This window comes from Mycetohabitans rhizoxinica HKI 454, from assembly GCF_000198775.1.
Classification (GTDB): Bacteria; Pseudomonadota; Gammaproteobacteria; order Burkholderiales; family Burkholderiaceae; genus Mycetohabitans; species Mycetohabitans rhizoxinica.
The window spans coordinates 684,601-705,543 of record NC_014718.1; the positions used below are offsets into that span (position 1 = coordinate 684,601).

The window sequence follows — 20,943 nt, forward strand, 5'->3', positions numbered from 1 at the left end:
TCCTCGCATCCGCAGAACACGAGAGCCACCAGCGCCTACATGCGGAACACGCCGAAGCGCGCCTCGCCGATCGGCGCATTCATCGCGGCCGACAAGCTCAAGCCGAGCACATCGCGGGTCTGTGCCGGATCGATGACACCATCATCCCATAGGCGGGCGCTCGCGTAGTACGGGTGGCCCTGATGCTCGTACTGCGCCCGGATTGGCACTTTGAAAGCCTCTTCGTCCTCGGCGGACCAGGTCCCGCCCTTCGCCTCGATACCGTCGCGACGCACCGTGGCCAGCACGCAGGCTGCCTGTTCGCCGCCCATGACGGAGATCCGCGCATTCGGCCACATCCATAGCATCCGCGGCGAGTACGCGCGGCCACACATTCCGTAGTTACCGGCGCCGAACGAGCCGCCGATGATTACCGTAAATTTGGGCACCTGCGCGGTCGCGACCGCAGTGACCATCTTCGCGCCGTGACGGGCAATCCCTTCATTCTCGTACTTGCGTCCGACCATGAAGCCGGTGATGTTCTGCAGGAAAATCAGTGGAATTCTGCGCTGGCAGCACAACTCGATGAAGTGCGCGCCCTTGAGCGCCGATTCAGAAAACAAAATACCGTTGTTGGCAACGATGCCGACAGGATGTCCCCACAGGTGCGCGAATCCGGTCACCAGTGTCGTGCCGTAGCGCGCCTTGAACTCGTCGAACACCGAATCATCCACAAGGCGCGCGATCACCTCGTGCACGTCGAACGGCTTGCGTGTGTCGGTCGGGATGACACCGTACAACTCCCGCGCGTCGTAGCGCGGCGGCTTCGGCTCACGCAGTGCAAGCGACTGCGGCTTGACCCGGTTCAAGTTGCCCACGATGCGACGTGCAATCGCGAGCGCATGCGCATCATTTTGTGCAAGATGATCGGCGACACCGGACAGCCGGGTGTGCACGTCACCGCCGCCCAGGTCCTCGGCCGTGACGACCTCGCCGGTCGCGGCCTTCACCAGCGGCGGGCCGCCGAGGAAAATCGTGCCCTGGTCCTTGACGATGATCGACTCGTCGCTCATAGCGGGAACATAGGCACCGCCGGCGGTACACGAACCCATCACCACGGCAATCTGCGCGATGCCTTGCGCGGACAGGTTCGCCTGGTTGTAGAAGATGCGACCGAAATGATCCCGATCCGGAAATACCTCGTCTTGGTTCGGCAGGTTGGCCCCGCCTGAGTCGACCAGGTAAAGACACGGCAACCGGTTTTCCTGCGCGATCTCCTGCGCGCGCACGTGCTTCTTCACGGTCATCGGGTAGTAGGTGCCACCCTTGACCGTCGGATCGTTACACACGATCACGCACTCCTGCGCGGCAATGCGGCCGATGCCGGTGATGATGCCCGCGCCCGGCGCATCGCCACCGTACATGCCGTATGCGGCCAGTTGCGACAGCTCGAGGAACGGCGTGCCGGGATCGAGCAATTGCGCGATCCGCTCGCGCGGCAACAGCTTGCCGCGGGCCAGGTGCTTGTCCCGGGCCGCTTGACCGCCGCCCTGCGCGAGCGCGGCGATCTTCTCGCGCAGGTCGGCGACCCGGGCCTGCTGCGCCGCCTCGTTCGCACGGAATGCGTCGGAACGCGGATTCAGCTTGGTTTCGAGTACGGGCATCGTTGACGTCCCTCACATCGTCTCAGCAAATAGCTCCCGACCGATCAGTATCCGGCGGATCTCGCTGGTGCCGGCGCCGATCTCATACAGCTTCGCATCGCGCCACAGACGGCCAACCGGAAACGCGTTGAGGTAGCCGTTGCCACCCAGAATCTGGATCGCTTCGCCAGCCATCCATGTCGCCTTCTCCGCCGTGTACAAAATTACGCCGGCGCAATCCTTGCGCATCTGGCGCACGTGCTCACTCCCAAGCTTATCCAACTGGCTACCCATCGCGTACAGGTACGCGCGACAAGCCTGCAACGTCGTGTACATGTCCGCGACCTTGCCCTGAATCAGTTGAAACTCGCCGATCGATTGGCTGAACTGCTTGCGATCGTGGATATACGGCACGACCGCGTCCAGGCAAGCGCGCATGATGCCGGTCGGGCCGCCGGCGAGCACCGCTCGCTCGTAGTCGAGCCCGCTCATCAGCACCTTCACGCCGCCACCGACCTGGCCCAGTACGTTCTCGTGCGGCACCTCGACGTCCTCGAACACGAGTTCCCCGGTGTGCGAGCCACGCATGCCGAGCTTGTCCAGCTTTTGCGCGACCGAAAAGCCCTTCGTGCCTTTTTCGACGATGAACGCCGTCATCCCGCGTGCGCCGGCCTCCAGGTCCGTCTTGCCGTACACCACCAGCGTGTCGCAGTCCGGTCCGTTCGTAATCCACGTCTTGGTACCGTTGAGCACGTATCGGTCACGCTTCTTGTCGGCACGCAGACGCATGCTGACCACGTCTGAGCCAGCATTCGGCTCGCTCATCGCCAGCGCGCCCACGTGCTCGCCGGACACCAGCTTGGGCAAGTACTTGCGCTTCTGCGCTTCATTACCATTGCGGTGGATTTGATTCACGCATAAGTTCGAGTGCGCGCCATACGACAGCCCGATCGAGGCGCACGCGCGCGAAATCTCCTCCATCGCCACCATATGAGCGAGGTACCCCATGTTGACGCCGCCATATTCGGCGGACACCGTCATGCCGAGCACGCCAAGGTCGCCGAATTTTTTCCACAAGTCCACGGGGAACTGGTCGGTGCGATCGACGTCGGCCGCGCGCGGCGCGATTTCCTTCGCGGCGAAATGGGCGACGCTCTTGCGAAGCATCTCGATGTCCTCGCCGAGCGGAAATTGCAATCCGGGAATGTGACGCATTTTTTCCTCCGAACGGCACACGACGCGACAGTAGCGTCTGCCTGTGCACCGTCGACGGCACCCTGGCATAGAATTGAGTAACACTCACCTACCGGGAAGACCAGCATTGAGCGAGTACATAAAGCAATTCTTGTCCACTCCGGCGCTTGACGCAAAGATTTTTTGAGTGACGCTCATATCATGATCGATTCCCCCACTGTCATGAACGACCCGATCACCGGGCCCCCGGCCCCCACTTCTGGCAGGCCCCCGTTGCCCCGGGACACCGCCACACGCCGGGTGCCGGCAGGCGCCAAATCGCAGCAGCGCGTCAGACAGATCCTGAGCGTAGGCCGCGACGTGTTTTCCGAACGCGGCTACGAGCATGCGACGACCGCCGAGATCGCCCAGCGCGTGGGGATTGCGGAGGCGACAGTGTTCAGCTACTTCTCTAGCAAGCGTGAGTTGTGCGCACGCGTGATCAGCGATTGGTACGACGAGATCATCGAAGCGACCGAGCGCGGCCTGCCGCGCGACGGCTCGGTGCGGCAGCAATTCGCGTTCATCGTGCGCACGCACTTGCGGTTAATGCTGCTCAACGGCACCGGGCTATGTTCGCTGGTGCTGTCCGAGGGCCGCACCAAGCACCACGAATTAAGCGAAACATTCATGCAGTTGCAACGCCGCTATACGAAGCCACTGATGGATGTGCTGGCCCACGGCCAGCGACTGGGGCAAATCCGGCGTGACGTGCCGCTGCGCCTGTTGCGCTCGATGATCTTCGGCCCGATGGAGCACGTGTTGTGGGATGCGACGCTGACCAAGCGGGCTACGGATATCGAGGCGACCGCCGAACAACTGATCGACATGTTGTGGAGCGCGCTGCAGCCGAGCCACACGGAATGGGCTGCATTGGTGCAATTCCGTGACGACGTCGAGCAGGCGCTGGAACGCCTGCCAGCACGCTAACGTCCCGATCCATTCGTGAGCGGAAAATGCATTCAATTGACCGTGCTCGCCTCGCTCATGCAGGATGAGGTCGCACCGTGCTGATCATCGGCACGTGCTGCATGGCCGCTCGACAAGGGGCATGACAATGAACGATGCGCAATGAACGGTGCGTTTTCCCATCGAGGTTATCTTGCCAACTGCTCGCCCGCGCGCAACCGGATGGAACCTACCAGCCGTATATCGTGATCGCCCGCTGCAGCGACGGGGAATGGCTGGTCAACCCGTTTTTTCCGCCTACCCTACGCTTGCCCACCCGAGACGCCGCGATCGAACATTGCCGGTAAAACAACTCAATATTTCATTATGCGCAATAGCGTTTCCTGGGCCTAAAAATTGCGTTTTCCTTGCGTAAGCGAACATCCGCCCAATGGAGTAGTGAAATGAAATACACATTGATCGGCGTGTTCGACAACCGCAACGATGCCATGCGGGCCGAACACGCATTAGCCGAAGCCGGCTTCCCCCATCCGGACATCAAAATCCATGACGCGAGCCGCAGCGCGCGCCCACTCAGCGAGAATCAGGAGCAGGCCGAAATGGCGACGCACGCCGAGCCGGCCCCCACTGCGCCACGCAATGGGACCGCTGCCGCGCACACTGTGCACGATACGCCATCGCCTCTCGGCACCAAACTGTCGGCGCCGATGGCGCGTGATGCCGAGACACCGGCAGGCGCTAACGAGTTGCCAGGCCATCTCTCGTGGGAGTCGATCGAGCACTGGCTTGCCGCTGTGTTTCGCCACCGACGCTTTCCATCCCAGGCTGCCCGGTATCGGCAAGCATCGCGTGACGGATCAGCGCTAGTCAGTGTCGACGTCTACGCACACCTGCAGGTGCCGGTGGCGCGAGACACGTTGCTGTCCGCCGGCGCACGGTGCGTCGATAGCCACATCACCCCACCACAAAATGATGATGTACTCACAGGCCGCACCGCGCGCCCGGATGCCTCCTGTGCCGAACCCACGCCGCCACACGATCCGGACAAGGACGACGACCACAACGTCGCCCGCTCTTTGACCGATGAACTGGGGCTCACCGACCCGCTGGCGGGCCACTGTCGCCGGCCATTGAATCGCCCATCCGCACAGGCCGGCAACGCAGACGCCACGCGCGGTGCATCACGGGTTGCCCCTGCGAGCGACGGATGGCACCGGCTGAAGGCGTCGATCCGGCACGGCTGGAACCGCATCGTTGGCCATCGTTGACGATGAGAGTTCAGCGGCGGCGCGCTGAAGCAGCCCCTGCGACGCCAGTCTTATGCACGCTAGGCAATCGCCGCGCGCGCCGCGATCAGGAAGCGCCACGCGCGTCGATATACGCTTGGCGGGTGCCCATGACCTTGCCAATCTGGTAGCCGTATGCTGCACATGCATTGGCCGGCTCAGGGCCGCCTTTCCACTGTAATCGGTAACGCTCCTCGGACGGCGCGACGGGCGCCGGATCGAACACCGGCCGGTGCATTGCGCCGTTGCCGAGCGCGCCGCCAGAGGCGGCAACCAGGCCGTTCCACGTGGTGATATACCCTGTTCTCACACCATCGACGAACGCATCGGCATCGCACACCTGCGCCGGGGGAGTCATTTTCAACGTGACGTGATAGCCTAAATCGCCACCTACCACAATATCCCGTGCCAGGCCATGCTGTCCTTTTGCGGCATTCGACGACGCGGCTTCGGTGCCGGATGCCGCCGCGAGAGTCGGCGCCGTCGCTGGGGCAGCGGAGGATGGCTGCCCGCCGTGCCCAAACCCGGCCCTCAGCGACGCCGCGTCGGTGGGACCCGCGTCACTCGGGCCGGCGACCGGCGCGCACGCGCCAAGCCATGCCAATGCCGCAACGGCGATCGTTGCGGCCACGATTGGCCGCCTATGCCGGGAAATCTGCAAAACTGCCACATCCACCTCGCTACTTCGTCAAACAAAGACTCGAAACTTTACCAGCAATCGGCACGGCTTCCGCCGGCCGATACCGATCTTGCCCGATCAAGGTAGACAACGCTGGCCGCCCAAGCGCTGTGCCGAGGCGACCGAAACTGCCGACCGTCACCGCAACCTGGAATGGCGGGCCAACCTTACGCAGTGTTCTGTGCCCCCATCATCGACTGTTCAAACAGTCGCCCTTGACAACGCAAAATTTGCTCGGGAAAGACTTCGTGCCTTTTACCCGTGACCAGATTGGCGGCAGCCTATCGTCGCTCACAGTGTTCCGCGACCAGAAAAATCTGGCTGACCCGAATGGTTGCATCGTCATCGAATCTGGATGAAGTTTGCCGACTGTCCTTTTCCGGCTACGAGAGAGGCTGCCCGCCCGAGCAAATCGTCCGCGACGATCTGGTGCGACAATGCCTGTGACGATTACCGCCGGAGCAAGGCTTAATCGATATCGATGTTCATCTGTTCTAGCAGCGCGCGTGCAAGAAGAGCGGCGCCACACCGACGAAACCCGTATCGCATCCGTCTTGCCGTGCCCGGTGCATCCTGTTACCCGGCATCATCTGGCGTGGCTGCATCCCGCTCAATTAGCCAGGACATCGGTACACACTATTGCAGGCGACTGCGCTGCATGGTGCCGATTGGAGTCGATATGTCGTTTTTGATCGTAATCGCCGCATTAACGTTTCTGATGTTTGCCGCCTACCGCGGCTACAGCGTGATCCTGTTCGCCCCCGTGGCCGCTTTGGGCGCGGTACTGCTCACCGATCCGAGCGCCGTCGCCCCGGTATTCTCCGGCATCTTCATGGAGAAACTGGTCGGCTTCATCAAACTCTACTTCCCCGTGTTCCTGCTCGGTGCCGTGTTCGGCAAAGTCATCGAGCTATCTGGCTTCTCCGAGTCGATCGTAGCCGTAGCTATCCAGTATATCGGCCGCTCGCGTGCCAACGCCGTCATCGTCGCCGTCTGCGCGCTGCTCACCTACGGCGGCGTGTCGCTGTTCGTGGTGGTGTTCGCCGTGTATCCATTCGCCGCCGAGCTATACCGGCAAAGCAACATCCCAAAGCGGCTGATACCCGGCGCGATCGCGCTAGGCGCGTTTTCGTTCACGATGGATGCATTGCCCGGTACGCCGCAGCTCCCAAACATCATCCCGACCACCTTCTTCAAAACCACCGCCTGGGCTGCGCCGGCACTGAGTATGGTTGGCGCAGCATTCATCCTGGTCGTGGGGCTGGCCTATCTCGAATGGCGCCGGCGCGCCGCCCTTAAACGTGGCGAAGGCTACGGCACGTCGCTGGTCAACGAACCGGAGCACGTCGAGTTGGCGAATCTGCCCCACCCGGCGCTGGCCATCGCGCCGCGTGGTGCTCGTGGGGGTGGCCAACTTCGCGCTAACCGAACTGCTTCCACAATGGTACGGCGCCGAGCACACCGTCAGCGCCGAGGTCTTCCCGGGCATCGCCGCACCACTGAATACACCGCTCAAAAGCGTGGTCGCGGTCTGGGCCGTCGAAGGGGCGATACTGCTCGGCATCTTGCTGGTCGTCACCACCGCGTTCGGGCGCGTGTCACGGCGATTCATCGCCGGCAGCAAGGCCGCGGTCAGCGGCGCGTTGTTGGCTTCGCTCAATACCGCATCGGAATACGGGTTTGGCGCCGTGATTGCAATCCTCCCCGGTTTCGTGGTCGTCAGTGACATGCTCGGACGCATTCCTGATCCACTGATCAACGCCGCAATCTCGGTGTCCTCGCTCGCCGGCATCACCGGCACGGCCTCCGGCGGCATGAGCATCGCGCTGGCGGCGATGTCCGACACGTTCGTGGAGGCCGCACAGGCTGCCCAGATTCCGCTAGACGTGCTGCACCGGGTCGTGTCGATGGCCAGCGGCGGCATGGACACGCTGCCGCACAACGGCGCGGTGATCACGCTGCTAACCATCACCGGGCTGACTCACCGCGAATCTTACCGCGACATCTTCGCGGTCACCGTCATCAAGACGCTCGCCGTGTTTTTCGTGATCGCGGTGTTCTATGCGACCCGCTAGCGCAGCTTCGCGACGTCGCGTTCGGTGACCGATACGGCCGGATTGCCAAACTGTCGCGTGACGTAGTTCACCAACGCAGCGATCTGCGCATTCGTCAGGTCTTGTGCAAATCCCGGCATGCTCACCTCGTTGCCGGCCGCATTGCGTTGCACGCCATGCAAGATTACCTGGATCAGATTGGTCGGATTCGTCGCGCCCACGGTCGAGTTATGCAGCAGTGGCGGATAGTAGCCATCCGGCGTGCCCTGCCCGCTTGCGTGATGACACGTCGCGCAATTGCCAAGATAGAGGCGCGCGGGATCGCGCGCGGCATCGGGCGCAACGCCGCGCAGTGCGGTCACGTCACGCGCAGGACTGCCCCATCCGTGGCGGGCCCGCCGCGCATCACCGCGCACGGCCGGCACCGTGTGCAGGTACGTCGCGATCGCAGTCAGGTCCGCGTCGGTCATATGCGAGAAGCTGTGCTGCACCGCCTCGGCCATGGGTCCGGCAGCCTATCAGTGCCTGCTCGTAGATGACGACCATACCGTCGACCTCGCCGACGTACCATGCCTGCAGGATGCGCAGCGCCAGTGCCGTCTGTGCATCGTTCAGCTTACCCGAGGCCAACGCACCGGCGAGCTGCTGCACGCGCTGCGCCAGGTCCGGCGTTTTTTTCTGTAGCGCTTCAGCCAGGCGCCCGCCTACGTCGCGAGGCAGCGTCGCCTTGCCCGTCAATGCGCGGGACACGGTCATGAATGCATCGAGCAATGCGTCATTGCCCTGCGCGGCAGCGCGCAGCAGCGGCGATCCGACCAGACCTGCCGCGACGCACGCCAACGTCTTTTGCAGCCAGGCTCGACGCGCACCCGAATGCACGGTGGCTGCCGCCTGATCCACGGTGTCTCGATTCACTTGTCATTCTCCTTTCGATTCATAATGCAGTCCAAAGGACTGGGCGGACTGCGCAGAAGCATGTAGCGCGCCCGGGCGCGCTGAGTCCGCGAAGCGCTGCGGCCTGGATACAAGCGTCGGCCCGGCATATGCACCATGTGCGGTTATTCGAGAACTGGCCGGCTGCGTTGCTGAATCCATACAGGCCGCCGAACTACACGCCGTAGTAGTTCGGGCTTGTGTACTTGACCGCATTCTTGATCGAGAACGTGTTGTCGAGGTTGTCGTTGTCGAACGGATGGCCAGCGAGATTGTTGCCATATCCGGAGCCCGCCGCGGACAGCGGCGCCAAATAATCGACCACCGAGTCGTATTGGCGTCCCAGGGTCAACGCGCCATACTGATCATTCCGTAGCCCAACATAAGCTTGCCGATTGAAGATCGAACCGCTTTCGCTATATTGCCCATTATTCAAGTTGAAGCCGCTCTCCAACTTAAAGATGGCATGCAGGCCAGTGCCCCAGTCCTCGTCGCCACGCAGTCCGAAATAGGTATTATGGGCGCCGGCGCCGCGTTCACGCTCGCCCGGCCGCCGTGCGCTGCGTAGGCTCAACCCAACGGAAGGTCAAATTGAGCCGTTCAGCAACCAGTGCGGCAGTTTTCGGCACGCGGTGCTTCCATTCAGCCTGCGTGCGGCCTCGCATCACGAGTAAGCTGCCGCTGGTGAGTCTGAGCGCATGCACGGCTCCGGTAGCGTTATGACGCAACTCGAAGGTGCGCGCCGCTCCGAGACTGAGTGATCCAATGATAGGCTGCTGGCCCAGCGACGCTTCGTCATCGGCGTGCCAACCCATGCCATCCTTGCCGTGACGGTAGCGATTGAGCAATACGCTATTGAATCGCGTGGCGGCCACACGCTCCACGATTCGACGCAGCACCAGCACCGTGGGCGTCCATCGTGCCGGCACGTTCCTAATGCCGGAATATACATAGACAGCGTCGGGATCGCCCTGCCAAGCGGTCAACCGCGGCAGCGGAATGCGGCCGCGCGGCGTGTTGATCCAGTCCTGTCGCCACGCGACCTCGTGCGTGAGCTGGCGCAGCGAGTGCGCCGCCACGGCAGGCGTGAGGCAATTCGGATACCAGTCTATGTCCGGTTTCGGAACGTCATCAAATAGATCCAGCATAGAACGACGAAACGACGCATAAGCCCTGATAGTATCCCTTTTGTCCCAACCATTCAGGATGCACACCATGTCGGTAGAACAGATCCGCGCCGCGGAAACGCGTGCCATGCAGCGCGTGGTGACCGCGACCCTTGGCGTGCAAAGTGCATTCGCCGCGCTGCAAAAACAATTCCCGCCCGAGGGCGACGGCCGCCCATCGGGCTTCGCGCTGACTACCTTTGACGCGGCACTGCAGGAGCTGGAAGACGCCCAACAGGCGTTCGACGAAATGCTCAGCGCAATGCTCGACGGCCTGGACTGAGCCCCGCAGCCAACGTCACAAGCGCTGCACCAGCGTGCACGACGCCATGTGGATGCGCCGCATCCTGCAGGGGCTCGCGTCGCAGCAACCGCCCACGCAGCAGGCAGCCGGCGACGGTGCCGAAGCCAGCTCTCGGTCCGCGCATCTGTCCATAGCGCTTGACCGCCAACCGAACATCGCCAACGTAAAACCGCACCATGCGGCCAGCGCGCCGGCTTTTTAGAATTCACCGCGTCGCGCCCGTGCCCGCGCCGCCTTAATATCCGCTTCCCGTTGCGCGTCGCGCGCATCCGTGCGCCGAGCGCGCTGCGTCAAGCTGTTCGACAACATGCGCATGGTCAACGTGCGCCGCCGCACCGTCAACTCGCCGGCATCGAGCGCACGCGCGACCGGCCCAAGCGCCCAGTGCAGCGCAAGCAGCCATCCGAGAACCGTCCACCCCAGGCAGACATTGAACAGAGCCAGCATCAACGTGTCCGGCCGCTTGCGCCGGTCAGCCACGATCGACGGTGCAAAATACAACAGCAACGCCGCCAGTGCCTGGATGAGTTGAATGATTGTGATCCTCATGATCGACACTATAGTCGAGCCTGCCCCGTGCCGCAGCACGAAGACCGGCGATGCCTGGTGCCGAACGCCCAAGCCGCGACGACCAGGCGTGCGATTCGCAATTCGACAAACCGACAGGGCGACTTGCTGTATGCTCGTCGCTCCCGCCGGTCAACCTGGCCGTCGAAACGGGCAGTACCATCTCACAACGCTGTATGAAGTCCAAGCCAATTCGCCCGCCGCAGCAGGCGGCTCCCGGCACGCCTCCAGGCGCGCCAACGCCGGATGCGCTGTCGGCCACCGGCCCATGGGCCGCGCGTGCCCTCGCGCTGCGCCGCACTGTGCTTATCGTACTCGCCGCCCTGCTGTACCTGCTGCCCGGCATACTTGGCCACGCGCCGTGGAAGCAAGACGAAACCTATTCGTTCGGCATGATTCAATCGTTTCTGCACGGCAAGGACTGGATCGTCCCCCTCAACGCCGGGCAGCCGTTCATGGAAAAGCCGCCGCTGTACTACTGGGTCGCGGCGCTGGTAGCCGGGAGCCTGTCGCGATGGCTGCCGCTGCATGACGGCGCCCGGCTCACGACGGTACTGTGCGGCGCCGTCACGCTGCTGGTGTTGGCGGCGTGGAGCCGCCTGCGCGCGCGCGACAACGGTCATACCGGCGGCGCGGCCGCGCCTGAGTGCCGCGATCCATGGCAAGCGACGCTCATCACACTGTCGCTGTTCAGCGGCACCCTAATCATGGTCAAGCACGCACACGACTTATTCACGGACGTCGCACTGGTGACCGGGACCGTCTGCGCACTGTACGGCTTGTACCGGATCGCGCTGCGCATGCAAGCCGGTCACGGCGCAGCGTTCGCCGACGTGGCATGGTTCGGCATCGGCACTGGCATCGCGCAGATGACCAAGGGACTGTTCATTCCCGGGGTGCTAGCGCTGACCGCGGCTGTATTACCGGCGCTCACGCCCGCGTGCCGCTCGCGCCGCTACGTCGCGGCGGTCGTGGCCGCGGTGGGGCTAAGCATGCCGTTTTTTCTCATCTGGCCAGCACTGCTCGCCCATCGCTCGCCTGAGCTGTTCGTCGCTTGGTTCTGGGACAACAACGTGGGCCGCTTTCTGGGTTTCTCGGTGGATCGGCTGGGCTCCGATAACGATCATGCGGTGGTGCTGCGCGCGCTGCTGATCGGCGCGATTCCGAGCGGTCCGCTGGCCCTGTACGCGCTCGCGCGTGGCGGCTGGCGCAAGATCACCGAACCGGCGACCAGCATTGCGCTGATTTTCTGCGTGTTCGGCATCGGACTGCTGAGTCTATCGGCGACCGCACGGGTACTGTATCTGCTACCGTTCGTGGCTCCACTCGCCGTGCTCGGCGCGGATGGCGTGGCACAATTGCCCGCCGCGTTGCGACGCGGATGGAGCACGCTGAGCCTCGTGCTATTTACCGCGTTCGGCGCGTTGGCCTGGTTCGTTTGGGCGGTGATGATGCGGCCGATCGCCGCACACGGCGCCGCCCGATGGTTGCAAAAGTGGCTACCGCTGGACTACGTGGTTCCGTTCCAGCCGCCAGCGGTGGCGATAGCCATTGCGTTGTGCGTCGCCTGGTTCGCCGCGTGCCGATATGCACGACGGCTCGGACCCGCCCAAGCGCCATTTGTCTGGTGCGCCGGCGTGACGCTCGCCTGGGGGCTTGTCTTCACGTTGCTGCTGCCGTGGCTGGACCGCGCAAAGAGCTATACGCCGGTATTCGAGCAACTGGCCACGTCGCTTCATGCCGACTGGCGCAGCGGCGACTGCATGGTCAGCGTCGGCCTTGGCGAATCGCAAGCACCGATGCTCGAATACGTGACCGGCATCGTGCATCGGCCGGTGCCGCCCGACGCGGCTGCATCGAGCGCCTGCCGCTGGCTGATCGTGCAGGATGATATGTTGATGCCGGACGCAGGCTACGAAGGCTGGAAGCGCGTGTGGCAAGGCGCACGCCAAGGCGATACACATGAGCGCCTGCGCGTGTTCGTGCGCGACGACACGCGGTCGTAAGCACACAAGCCAGGGCACGAACACGCGCAGCCCACACCGAGAATGTAATCAGTAGACCGTAACATGGCTAGATTGATACGCAATAAGAAAAAATCTGTCCTGTCCCCGTACATTGTTGGCATACAATCTGACCCATTGCTTTCACCCAACGTGGATCGCAACCAACTGACCCGCCGATGGATCTCGACATCAACGACGCTTTGAATGCCGTCAAGTCCGCCGTTTATGCAACCGACGGCCGATACTCCGTCCAAGCCGCTGCCGCGCCCCCGCGGCCCGCGCGCACCGACCACGTCGTTTGTAGCACTGCATTGCCCGCGCCAGCAAGCCGAACCACCTATGACGACCTGCCGCCGGAGGTGATCCAGCAAATCGCGTCGCACCTGTCATACGACGATATCGCGCAGCTTTCCGCGCTGAACCAACGCTCCTATCGGATACTGCGCGAACGACGACTGGCGTGGCACAGCTGCCAACAAATCGACACGGTCGTGGATCTCGCGTCGCTGCAACAGTTGCTCGACCAAACGCAAGATATCCAGTTCGAGCCCAGCCTGCGCCTGGACTCCATCGTGGCACTCTGGTACCGGCTGCCACGGCTGCCGGCCGCCGAACAGCCGGAGGCCTTCAAGCGTCTGTTCCGCGCGGCAGACGGAATCCCTGGACATAGCCATGTCGTCCAACAAGCCATGATCATATCGATTGTCCAATACGCACCGCAGCAGCGCGTGGAATTATTCGACTTCGCGCAGGCGATTGCCGAGCAACATCGGAACGGCCATCAGAGCCTGTGGGCGTCGCTTGCCTCGACGCTGTCGTGCCTGCCATTGTGGCCATCGCAATTCGCGGCGCGGTATCAAGCGCTATTGGGCCGCCTGCCCTCGCTTGGCCAGACACAACAGGCCGAACTCATCGCCGTGTTAGCGAAGCAACTGTCCGCATTGCGAGACGGCAACCACGGCGCGGCCCTCGACGTGTCAACGGAATACGGAATATTGCAGGACTGGACACGGCGCCTGCCACCCTCGCTTCAAGGCGCGCCAGTCGGCGCATTGGCCGCAGCCGTGAGCGAACTGTCCGATGCACAACGCCCGTTTCGCTACGCAGACATGCAGCAGTTGGCGTTGAGGCTGCCCTCCGACCAGTTGATGATCGCACTGCAACCACTGCTGCTGGGGCTAGCCACCCTGCCCACGGCGCGGCACGCCCACGAGCTATCGACGCTGGAGTCCACGCTGTTGCGCGCGTCACCCCCGGTGCGCATACAAGCGGTCCACCAGCTGATCGAAACCACGCCCCGGCTGCACGGCACACTGTCGTGGCAGATTTGGCAGCGTGCGCTGCGTTTGCTCGATGGCGGTGGCACGGACGGCGTCGATGCGCTGAAAGTGCTGGAGGCGGCACGGCGCGACGGCGTGATCAACATGCTGGGCAAAGGCCAGCGGGAGGATGCCGTGATGGAGACAATGGACTTTATTCAACGCAACCACCTCACCAAGCAGGCGAGCGCAGCCCTGCTTGCCTGTCTCATGCCGTGACCGCGAAATCCAATGGCAGCCGACAACAAAGTGTCGAATTGGAGTGGCCCGCTGCCATCATCGCGCGATACAAAACCGATAACCGGCGCGTCAGATGTAACCGCTCGGCGTGCTGGATTCACCTTCCGTTCGCCGCATCGCCATCACGCTGAAACACTTGGGTCTGCCGTTCGAGTACCGGCCAATAGATGACATTGTATCGTCAGGTCATCGCTGTATGGCAGCGTGTGCGTTCTCGCACACGCTGCCTACGCGCACCGTTGGGCGGTTATTTCTCGGGCGAGGCCGGCGGCGTCGGTAGGTTATGCCAACGCTGCGCGGCGAGTTCTGGCACGACGCGGATCGGCGTCAGCCTCGAGCCCCGTCTGCGCGCATCGCCGTGATTGGATGCCGTCGACTCCGATACGCTGGCCCGCGGCAAATTGGACGCGCCGTCGTCCTGCGCGAAAACATTGTCGATCGAATGGCGTCTTGTAAGATGGCCCGTCGCGTCCATCTGCAGACAATTTTCAGCTTCCTGCAGCAGTGCAAAGGACAACTTGCACGCTCGTTCTAGGCACTCGTCCTCTGACAGATCTTCCGCAAACGGACTGCTTAGCTGATCGATCCAATCGCGGTTCAACTGGCTCGGCGTCGATATCCCGCTCTCCTCGTACTGCTCGGACACGCTGTCCGCCAGAGGGTCGCGCGTTGTGTCCTCCATCATGCCCAGCTCCAGGCCGCCATCGCGCTCTTGCAGCCATGCACCGGATCGTTCGGTCATCCGACTTGGCTTCTCGTTGTGTGACAAACCGTCAACGGCCGCATCGTCGCGCGACGCATAAAGCCACCGGAGGCCTATCCGGAGTCGCATCCGCGATACGTCGTCCAGGTAAAACAAGTCGCGCCGTGAATCGCCCTCCGGAAAACCGCGATAGCTTTCCACCTTGATCCGATTGGCAAGCGCGGGAGGCGCATTCAGGCGACTGAGTTCAGACGAAAACGCCTGCTTCTGGACGTCCGAACCGTATGCGATGAACAGACGAGGCGCGTCGCCTGCCGGCACCGCTTCGACCAGTCGATTAGCCGACCATGGCGATGCCTCACTGCGCTGGACCCAAAACGGCTCATTGGCGCACCGCCGGACATCGTCGGCGCCGCTGTACGGCGACCGCGTCAGACGATCGAACTCGGCAGGCAAATGACGCGCGACGTCAAAACCAAGATCGTCATCCAGGTGTATAAGCCATTGCACGCCTAATTCCCAGGATATCTCCACAGGCGGCTCCCGATGTTCGGCACGCCCATCCGGCCCCAAGGTCGGCGAGATGAATGCCATGCCGGCGAACCCGTGAGGCCTTGTTTTCAATAAATCGATCGCATGACCGGCCACGCGTGCACCGTGAGTGACCAGGTACACGGGCGAGCCACGCCTCTGATTCGTATCCAGATAGGTATCGATGAAATGCATGGCCGCCCTCCCCGCCTGAAGGTTGCCCCAAAAATCGCCATGACAGCCCGATTGGGTAGGATGGACAAAAACCAGATCGGACACGTCAAGCAACGTAGAGAGGTTGTCATATCGATCCCAGTTTCCTTGGCCCGAAAGCTCCCCGACGATAGGACCGACCGATGCCAACAACAGATAGCCGGTGGAACGCAGCGGATCATCTCGAACGCTGTCACCGAAAAAGAATGTGATGGGGCGGGACGAGGGCTCCACATCGCGTTGGGTATAGGCTACATAGACGATCTGGGCATCGTCGGGTGCGCCCTCGATAGGGACCATGCCGGCGGTTGCCGCTAAATCTAATGTTTCATCACCGTGCTGCATTTGATGATACGCCGCGACGGGCATCGAAAGCGACCTTTCGGACGGCACCGAAACCGGCTTCTTGGACAGCACCGAAGCATGAAGGGCGGTCGCGGTCCGCGTATCGGGCTGACCGCCACCTATGGCGTCGCCGACACCAGACTCGCCTCCCCCACCACCACACGCAGTCATAGACAGCGCCACAGCAATCGCCATTGCGCTGGAGCAAGCTCGGCTCGGCTTAATCAACCGACGAAGACATTTATTTAATTCCATTTTCATGATGGTCACCATTTTAAGTGGATAACAGCAGCCCTCCGACGAATCGGATAACCTTTAAAAAAGACCGATGGTCTTCGATTAAATGTTAGACGCGGAGCAATAGCGCTGCCTCGGCACCGGCGTGCACGTCAACTCATTTGCTGGTTGAACTGCATGTAATGCAATTGAAAGTATGAGGCGCGAAACGTATCATGCGCGAAGCGCCAAGTAAAGATCAATAAAGAAACAATCGTTGCTTATATAACGATTCGGGCGAAATATATGAACCAATGAAGTCACGCACACCGTTTTTATTGGTATAGTACAAAATGGATTAGTGTGTTTTGGATTGCTAACTCATCAGACAATACTGACTAATTTACCGTGACATCACGGTAGCCGGCATGGTGTACCTATCCCGCAGCCTGTGCCTCTAATGCTGAGGCAGTTCGGTCGGGAGCGGCCCGGCATATTTTTCCTGGCATCCAGCATTGCCGGTCGATAGTTCCGAAAGCGAATTTTCTTTGCTCAGGCGCCACATAGCGCTGTTTCAACGCCCATCACTTCGCATCCCAGTTGCTTTTTTCGGCATCCCCGTCGTCGCGCGAGGTGGGATTGCTACGCTGCACGCTGTATTCGCGTTTTCTGATTGCTCGATATCGCAACACTATCTGGGGGGCGCTTGGATATTCTGCTGTTTGCCTCAGCCTATAACGGCATGGTCCAGCGTGTTCATCGCGAACTCGTTACACTGGAGCATCGCGTCTGCATTGAATTGTCGCCGGACCCGGACACGATGCTGGCTCGCGCCAAACAGGTCGATCCGGACTTGATCATCTGCCCATTCCTAAAGCATCGCATTCCCGACACGGTATGGCGCGCCTGGCCGTGCCTGGTCGTCCATCCGGGAATCGAGGGCGATCGGGGGCCGTCCGCGTTGGATTGGGCGATTACCCACCAGCAATCCGAATGGGGCGTTACCCTGCTGCAAGCCAACGCCGAAATGGACGGTGGCGATGTGTGGGGAACGCACCAGTTTGCGATGCGCAGGGCCAGCAAAGGCAGCATCTATCGACGTGATGTCATACCCGGCGCGGTGAAGCTCATTCGGCAGGCATTGGCCGATTTCGCAGATCCGCGGTTCCGTGCGCGTGCGCAAGACTACGCTCGCCCGTCGGTCAAGGGCCGTCCCCACGTGCTGATGCGACAGGATGCACGCCGCATCGATTGGAGCACAGATGACACTGATACGATCGTCAACCGCATTCATGCGGCCGACGGCTTCCCCGGCGTGCGTGACGAGATCCATGGCCAGCCGGTGTATCTGTTCGGTGCGGTGGCAGATACAGGCATCGCACATGAGGCTACGCCGGGTGCGTGGCTGGGTCAGCGGCACGGCGCGGTGTGCCGCGCCACGCGGGACGGTGCCGTATGGATCAAGCAGATGAAGGCGGGGGGCCGCGGACCAGGCTCCGACATCAAGCTTCCGTCGATGCTGGCGCTGCGCGCCGCGTTCGATGGCGCAGCCTGGCTCGAGCAGTTGCCCGAGCTGGATTCGCCTGCTGTCGAAGATATTCGCATCCACGTCGAACATCGGGTAGCATACGTCGAATTCGACTTCCACAACGGCGCGATGAGCACCAGCCAATGCACGCGCCTGACTCATGCGCTTGACGCGCTCAGTCGGCGCCACGACGTGCGCGTGATCGTCTTGATGGGAGGCAACGATTTTTGGAGCAACGGCATCCATTTGCATTGCATCGAGGCCTCGCCGGATCCAGCCGGCGAGTCGTGGCGCAACATCAATGCGATAAACGATTTGGTGCGCACTATCTTGCTGACCGAACGCAAGATCACGATCGCTGCGCTGCGCAACAACGCCGGCGCCGGCGGCGCCATCATGCCGCTGGCATGCGACTTCGTGCTAGCTCGCCGCGGCGTCGTGCTCAATCCGCACTACCAAACGATGGGCTTGTACGGCTCCGAGTACTGGACTTACCTACTGCCGCGTCGCACCGGCGCCGCACGGGCGAAGGCCCTGGTTGACGCCTGCTTGCCAGTGGTGGCAGACGAAGCGCTGGACATGAACCTCGTCGACCACGTGCTACCAGAGGATTGGACTGAATATCACGCTTTGCTGTTGCGCCATTGCCAGACGATCGCGCAAGACGAACGGTTCTCGACGTATCTGAACATTAAGGCGCGCGTGCGAAGCATGGACGAGCGGCGCAAGCCGCTGCAGGCCTATCGGGACGAGGAATTGCAGCGGATGAAAGCCGCATTCGACGATCCGGGTGCCAGCTACCACGCACTGCGCCACCAATTCGTTCACAAAATCCCGTGTGCGGCAACGCCGCCCCACTTGCGCGGCGACGTCGGCATGCGGCAGTCGCACGATACGCAGCGCCGACGGGAGCCGTCGCCCGTTCAAGCGTAACAGCAGGCCGGCACGGATCCAACGGCGGCGCCGGCGGCCGGCACGCGCAGGCTGCGCTACAGCTGGCCCGCGCTATCAGCGTCTTGTTCATCACAGACGGCCGTCACCGTGCGATTGCGACCCATCGCCTTGGGTCAGGTACAGCGCCGCGTCGGCTCGGGCCTTTAGGGTAGCCAGCGTATCGGCATCGCACCGCTCGTCAAGACCGACGCTGAAGGTACACGCGATTTCACCACTGGACCCGTGCAATGTCGATGCAGCGGCCGTGGCCCGCACCCGGTCCGTGAGCTACATCGCCTCGGCCTTAGTTGTGAACGGAAAAGCATCGCGAATTCTTCGCCATGGGTCCAGGTCAACGCGCGTTGTAGCATGCTGCATTGTGGCTTGGCGCACAGGCCGAAGTCCGCCCAGCCCGTAAGCTGCCAGCATGCGTAACCTGTTTCGTCCGTTGGCCATCCTGTTGGCCGTGATGATGTCATTGCATGGCATTGCGTACGCGTTCGAGTTTACACCCGGCGCGACGCCGGCGGTGCGCACCCACGGCGCACGCGTTGCCGCGAGCGAGACAGCATACGCGACGCAAGCGACGGCCCAGCCGCAGCGAGCACACGACAGCGACCGCTGCGGCTGCCCCCACGGACGGCTGTGCTGCGTCGACGCGGCTCGATCATGGGCGCCCGCGCCCGGCCATGCCGGGTGTGGGCGGTCCAATGCTGGCCACGACGGCCCGCCACGCCACGCATCACGTCGTCGCTCGCCTACGTCGGACGTAACTGCATAACCGCGACACGCGGGGGTAACGGAATGAAAAAAACCTTCGATGGACTGGATCTGCTCCGGTTCTTATTGGCCGTCTACTTGACGCTCTACCATACCGTCTACGTGACCCGTTACGGCGCAGCGTTGCCCTATCGCGCATGGCTGGGACTGGGCGGATTCGCCACCAGCAGTTTCTTCCTGCTGTCGGGCTTCATTCTCGCGCACGTTTACCTGGGCCAGCAGCCGGGCGTGCTGCGCGGCGGCGCCAAGCGCTTCTTCATCAACCGATTGACCAATCTCTATCCCGTCCACTGGATATCGCTGGCGCTGTTCCTGACGGTCGGGGTGGCAGGTGTCAACCCGCTCAACCGCTTTTCGTTGATGACACTGGACAGACAAGCCGGCGGATTTGAGTACCTAGACAGCATGACCACGTTGGCAATCATCGTCGCGACGGTATGGATGCTCCAAGCATGGCAACCGCTATACGAGGCCATCAACCCGCCGTCCTGGTCACTGTCCGCGCTGCTGTTCTTCTACGCGTGCTTTCCATGGCTTGCGCCCCGGTTGCTTTCACTGCGCCGGCCAGGACTCGCCTGGGCCATGTTGTGGCTCGGCTATCTGACGCTGCCCGTGGTATTCGCAATGCAGCACTGGTATGCACCGGCCTCGGTCGGCTTCCTCTATACCAATCCGCTGGTGCGCCTGCCCGAGTTTGCCGCCGGTATCCTGCTCTACGGCCTGTACCGCGAGCGCAGTGTCGACTGGCTCTGCGCGACACCCGCCCGTCGCGCCGCCACGCTCGCTTTCGTCGCGCTGTCCTTCATCGGCGGCGTTAAGGCGCTCGAGCATGGCGGATTTGGCTGGCAGTACATCGTCCATAACGGCGCGTTGCTGCCGTCCCAGGCCGCACTGATCCTAGTGTGTGCTCACGTCACAATGCCCGCAGCGGCCGCGCGGCTCGCCACCCGGCTCGGCAACGCAGCGCTGTCGCTATTCGCCATTCATTTGCCGTTGTTTCTCATTTTCACCAAGCTGGGAAAATTGCTCGCGATCGGCATGGACCCGCTGCAATGCGTGCAGCAGTTCACGGCATGTGTCAAAGCATCACGCGACGTCGTGCCGTCGATGGCGCTTTACCCAGCCTACCTGATCGGCACCGTGATTGCAGCAGTCGTGTTCCAGGAGCGGATCGTCGTGCCGCTGCGCAACGCATTGCGCAGCCGGCTGTCGCGCGAGCCGCTCCAGCATCGCGCCGCCGGTCCTTCAGGCGGGCAGGCCGGGTAATTCATCCCGCTCGCTTCGCGCTGGTGGAGACGCCAGCGTTTTGTCGGGTGCCGCACAGATCTCGCGGGGTCGGACTGGTCTACTAGCTTCGCGCACGGGGAGTGCCGCCG

The 20,943-nt window shown here is 62.3% G+C and carries 16 protein-coding genes and 4 pseudogenes; 11 read left to right on the forward strand and 9 right to left on the reverse strand.

All coding sequences use genetic code 11. From position 1 onward, the window contains the following. Positions 1-35: 35 nt before the first annotated feature. Positions 36-1,643: a carboxyl transferase domain-containing protein gene (locus RBRH_RS14685; protein ID WP_013428918.1), complete on the reverse strand. Its 1,608-nt coding sequence runs from the start codon at positions 1,641-1,643 to the stop codon at positions 36-38. A 12-nt stretch (positions 1,644-1,655) separates the two neighbouring features. Continuing rightward, a complete protein-coding gene (locus RBRH_RS14690; protein ID WP_041754889.1) occupies positions 1,656-2,837 on the reverse strand; it encodes an isovaleryl-CoA dehydrogenase in 1,182 nt (393 codons plus the stop codon). Positions 2,838-3,038: 201 nt separating this feature from the next. On the opposite strand from RBRH_RS14690, the gene RBRH_RS14695 reads away from it, so the two are divergent. From RBRH_RS14695 to RBRH_RS14700, 3 genes and pseudogenes are all read left to right on the forward strand, one after another. After that, positions 3,039-3,785, forward strand: a complete 747-nt coding sequence (locus RBRH_RS14695; RefSeq protein ID WP_083813554.1) for a TetR/AcrR family transcriptional regulator — start codon at positions 3,039-3,041, stop codon at positions 3,783-3,785. A gap of 141 nt (positions 3,786-3,926) precedes the next feature. Beyond that, positions 3,927-4,111: pseudogene (locus tag RBRH_RS20730) on the forward strand (hypothetical protein). Positions 4,112-4,207: 96 nt separating this feature from the next. Further along, the gene (locus tag RBRH_RS14700) at positions 4,208-5,032 is read left to right on the forward strand and encodes a hypothetical protein (protein ID WP_041754891.1); all 825 of its coding nucleotides are present in this window, start codon (positions 4,208-4,210) and stop codon (positions 5,030-5,032) included. An 85-nt stretch (positions 5,033-5,117) separates the two neighbouring features. Here the strand turns inward: RBRH_RS14700 and RBRH_RS14705 are convergent, their stop codons facing one another. Further along, positions 5,118-5,681: a hypothetical protein gene (locus RBRH_RS14705; RefSeq protein WP_157864574.1), complete on the reverse strand. Its 564-nt coding sequence runs from the start codon at positions 5,679-5,681 to the stop codon at positions 5,118-5,120. Positions 5,682-5,944: 263 nt separating this feature from the next. Here RBRH_RS14705 and RBRH_RS21500 point away from each other — a divergent pair, with 263 nt between their 5' ends. Further along, the gene (locus tag RBRH_RS21500) at positions 5,945-6,088 is read left to right on the forward strand and encodes a hypothetical protein (RefSeq protein WP_157864575.1); all 144 of its coding nucleotides are present in this window, start codon (positions 5,945-5,947) and stop codon (positions 6,086-6,088) included. A gap of 320 nt (positions 6,089-6,408) precedes the next feature. Then, positions 6,409-7,804: pseudogene (locus RBRH_RS14710) on the forward strand (GntP family permease). Here RBRH_RS14710 and RBRH_RS14715 read toward each other — a convergent pair. From RBRH_RS14715 to RBRH_RS19445, 4 genes and pseudogenes are all read right to left on the reverse strand, one after another. Then, positions 7,801-8,298: pseudogene (locus RBRH_RS14715) on the reverse strand (c-type cytochrome); the annotation flags it as partial. The pseudogenes RBRH_RS14710 and RBRH_RS14715 overlap by 4 nt on opposite strands. Beyond that, on the reverse strand, positions 8,189-8,698 hold the full coding sequence (locus RBRH_RS14720) for a sugar dehydrogenase complex small subunit (protein WP_013428926.1): 510 nt from the start codon (positions 8,696-8,698) through the stop codon (positions 8,189-8,191). The gene RBRH_RS14720 and the pseudogene RBRH_RS14715, both read right to left, overlap by 110 nt. Positions 8,699-8,831: 133 nt before the next feature. Further along, positions 8,832-9,242 (reverse strand): annotated as a pseudogene (locus RBRH_RS14725) (porin); the annotation flags it as partial. Positions 9,243-9,252: 10 nt separating this feature from the next. Then, a complete protein-coding gene (locus tag RBRH_RS19445) occupies positions 9,253-9,864 on the reverse strand; it encodes an alpha-ketoglutarate-dependent dioxygenase AlkB family protein (protein WP_041754893.1) in 612 nt (203 codons plus the stop codon). Positions 9,865-9,931: 67 nt separating this feature from the next. On the opposite strand from RBRH_RS19445, the gene RBRH_RS19450 reads away from it, so the two are divergent. Further along, positions 9,932-10,165 carry a hypothetical protein gene (locus tag RBRH_RS19450; RefSeq protein WP_041755063.1) on the forward strand — a complete coding sequence of 78 codons (234 nt, stop codon included), beginning with the start codon at positions 9,932-9,934 and terminating at the stop codon, positions 10,163-10,165. Positions 10,166-10,384: 219 nt separating this feature from the next. Here the strand turns inward: RBRH_RS19450 and RBRH_RS14740 are convergent, their stop codons facing one another. Next, entirely contained in the window at positions 10,385-10,735 is a 351-nt protein-coding gene (locus RBRH_RS14740; protein WP_049786584.1) for a superinfection immunity protein, read from the reverse strand. Positions 10,736-10,929: 194 nt separating this feature from the next. Here RBRH_RS14740 and RBRH_RS14745 point away from each other — a divergent pair, with 194 nt between their 5' ends. The 3 genes from RBRH_RS14745 to RBRH_RS21505 all read left to right on the forward strand — a co-directional run bounded on the left by RBRH_RS14745 (position 10,930) and on the right by RBRH_RS21505 (position 14,598). Continuing rightward, positions 10,930-12,759, forward strand: coding sequence for an ArnT family glycosyltransferase (locus RBRH_RS14745; RefSeq protein ID WP_157864576.1), 1,830 nt, complete (start codon positions 10,930-10,932; stop codon positions 12,757-12,759). A gap of 176 nt (positions 12,760-12,935) precedes the next feature. Continuing rightward, complete coding sequence (locus RBRH_RS14750) at positions 12,936-14,297, forward strand: F-box protein (protein WP_013428931.1); 1,362 nt, start codon at positions 12,936-12,938, stop codon at positions 14,295-14,297. Positions 14,298-14,406: 109 nt separating this feature from the next. Continuing rightward, positions 14,407-14,598: a glutathione S-transferase N-terminal domain-containing protein gene (locus RBRH_RS21505; protein ID WP_232509387.1), complete on the forward strand. Its 192-nt coding sequence runs from the start codon at positions 14,407-14,409 to the stop codon at positions 14,596-14,598. Here RBRH_RS21505 and RBRH_RS14755 read toward each other — a convergent pair. Continuing rightward, positions 14,566-16,305: an acetoin dehydrogenase E1 component beta-subunit gene (locus RBRH_RS14755; RefSeq protein ID WP_157864577.1), complete on the reverse strand. Its 1,740-nt coding sequence runs from the start codon at positions 16,303-16,305 to the stop codon at positions 14,566-14,568. The two genes, RBRH_RS21505 and RBRH_RS14755, sit on opposite strands and share 33 nt — an antisense overlap. A 727-nt stretch (positions 16,306-17,032) precedes the next feature. Here RBRH_RS14755 and RBRH_RS14760 point away from each other — a divergent pair. Beyond that, entirely contained in the window at positions 17,033-18,787 is a 1,755-nt protein-coding gene (locus tag RBRH_RS14760) for a hydrogenase maturation protein (RefSeq protein ID WP_049786558.1), read from the forward strand. An 804-nt stretch (positions 18,788-19,591) separates the two neighbouring features. Beyond that, the gene (locus RBRH_RS14775; protein WP_041754896.1) at positions 19,592-20,833 is read left to right on the forward strand and encodes an acyltransferase family protein; all 1,242 of its coding nucleotides are present in this window, start codon (positions 19,592-19,594) and stop codon (positions 20,831-20,833) included. Positions 20,834-20,943 lie beyond the last annotated feature (110 nt).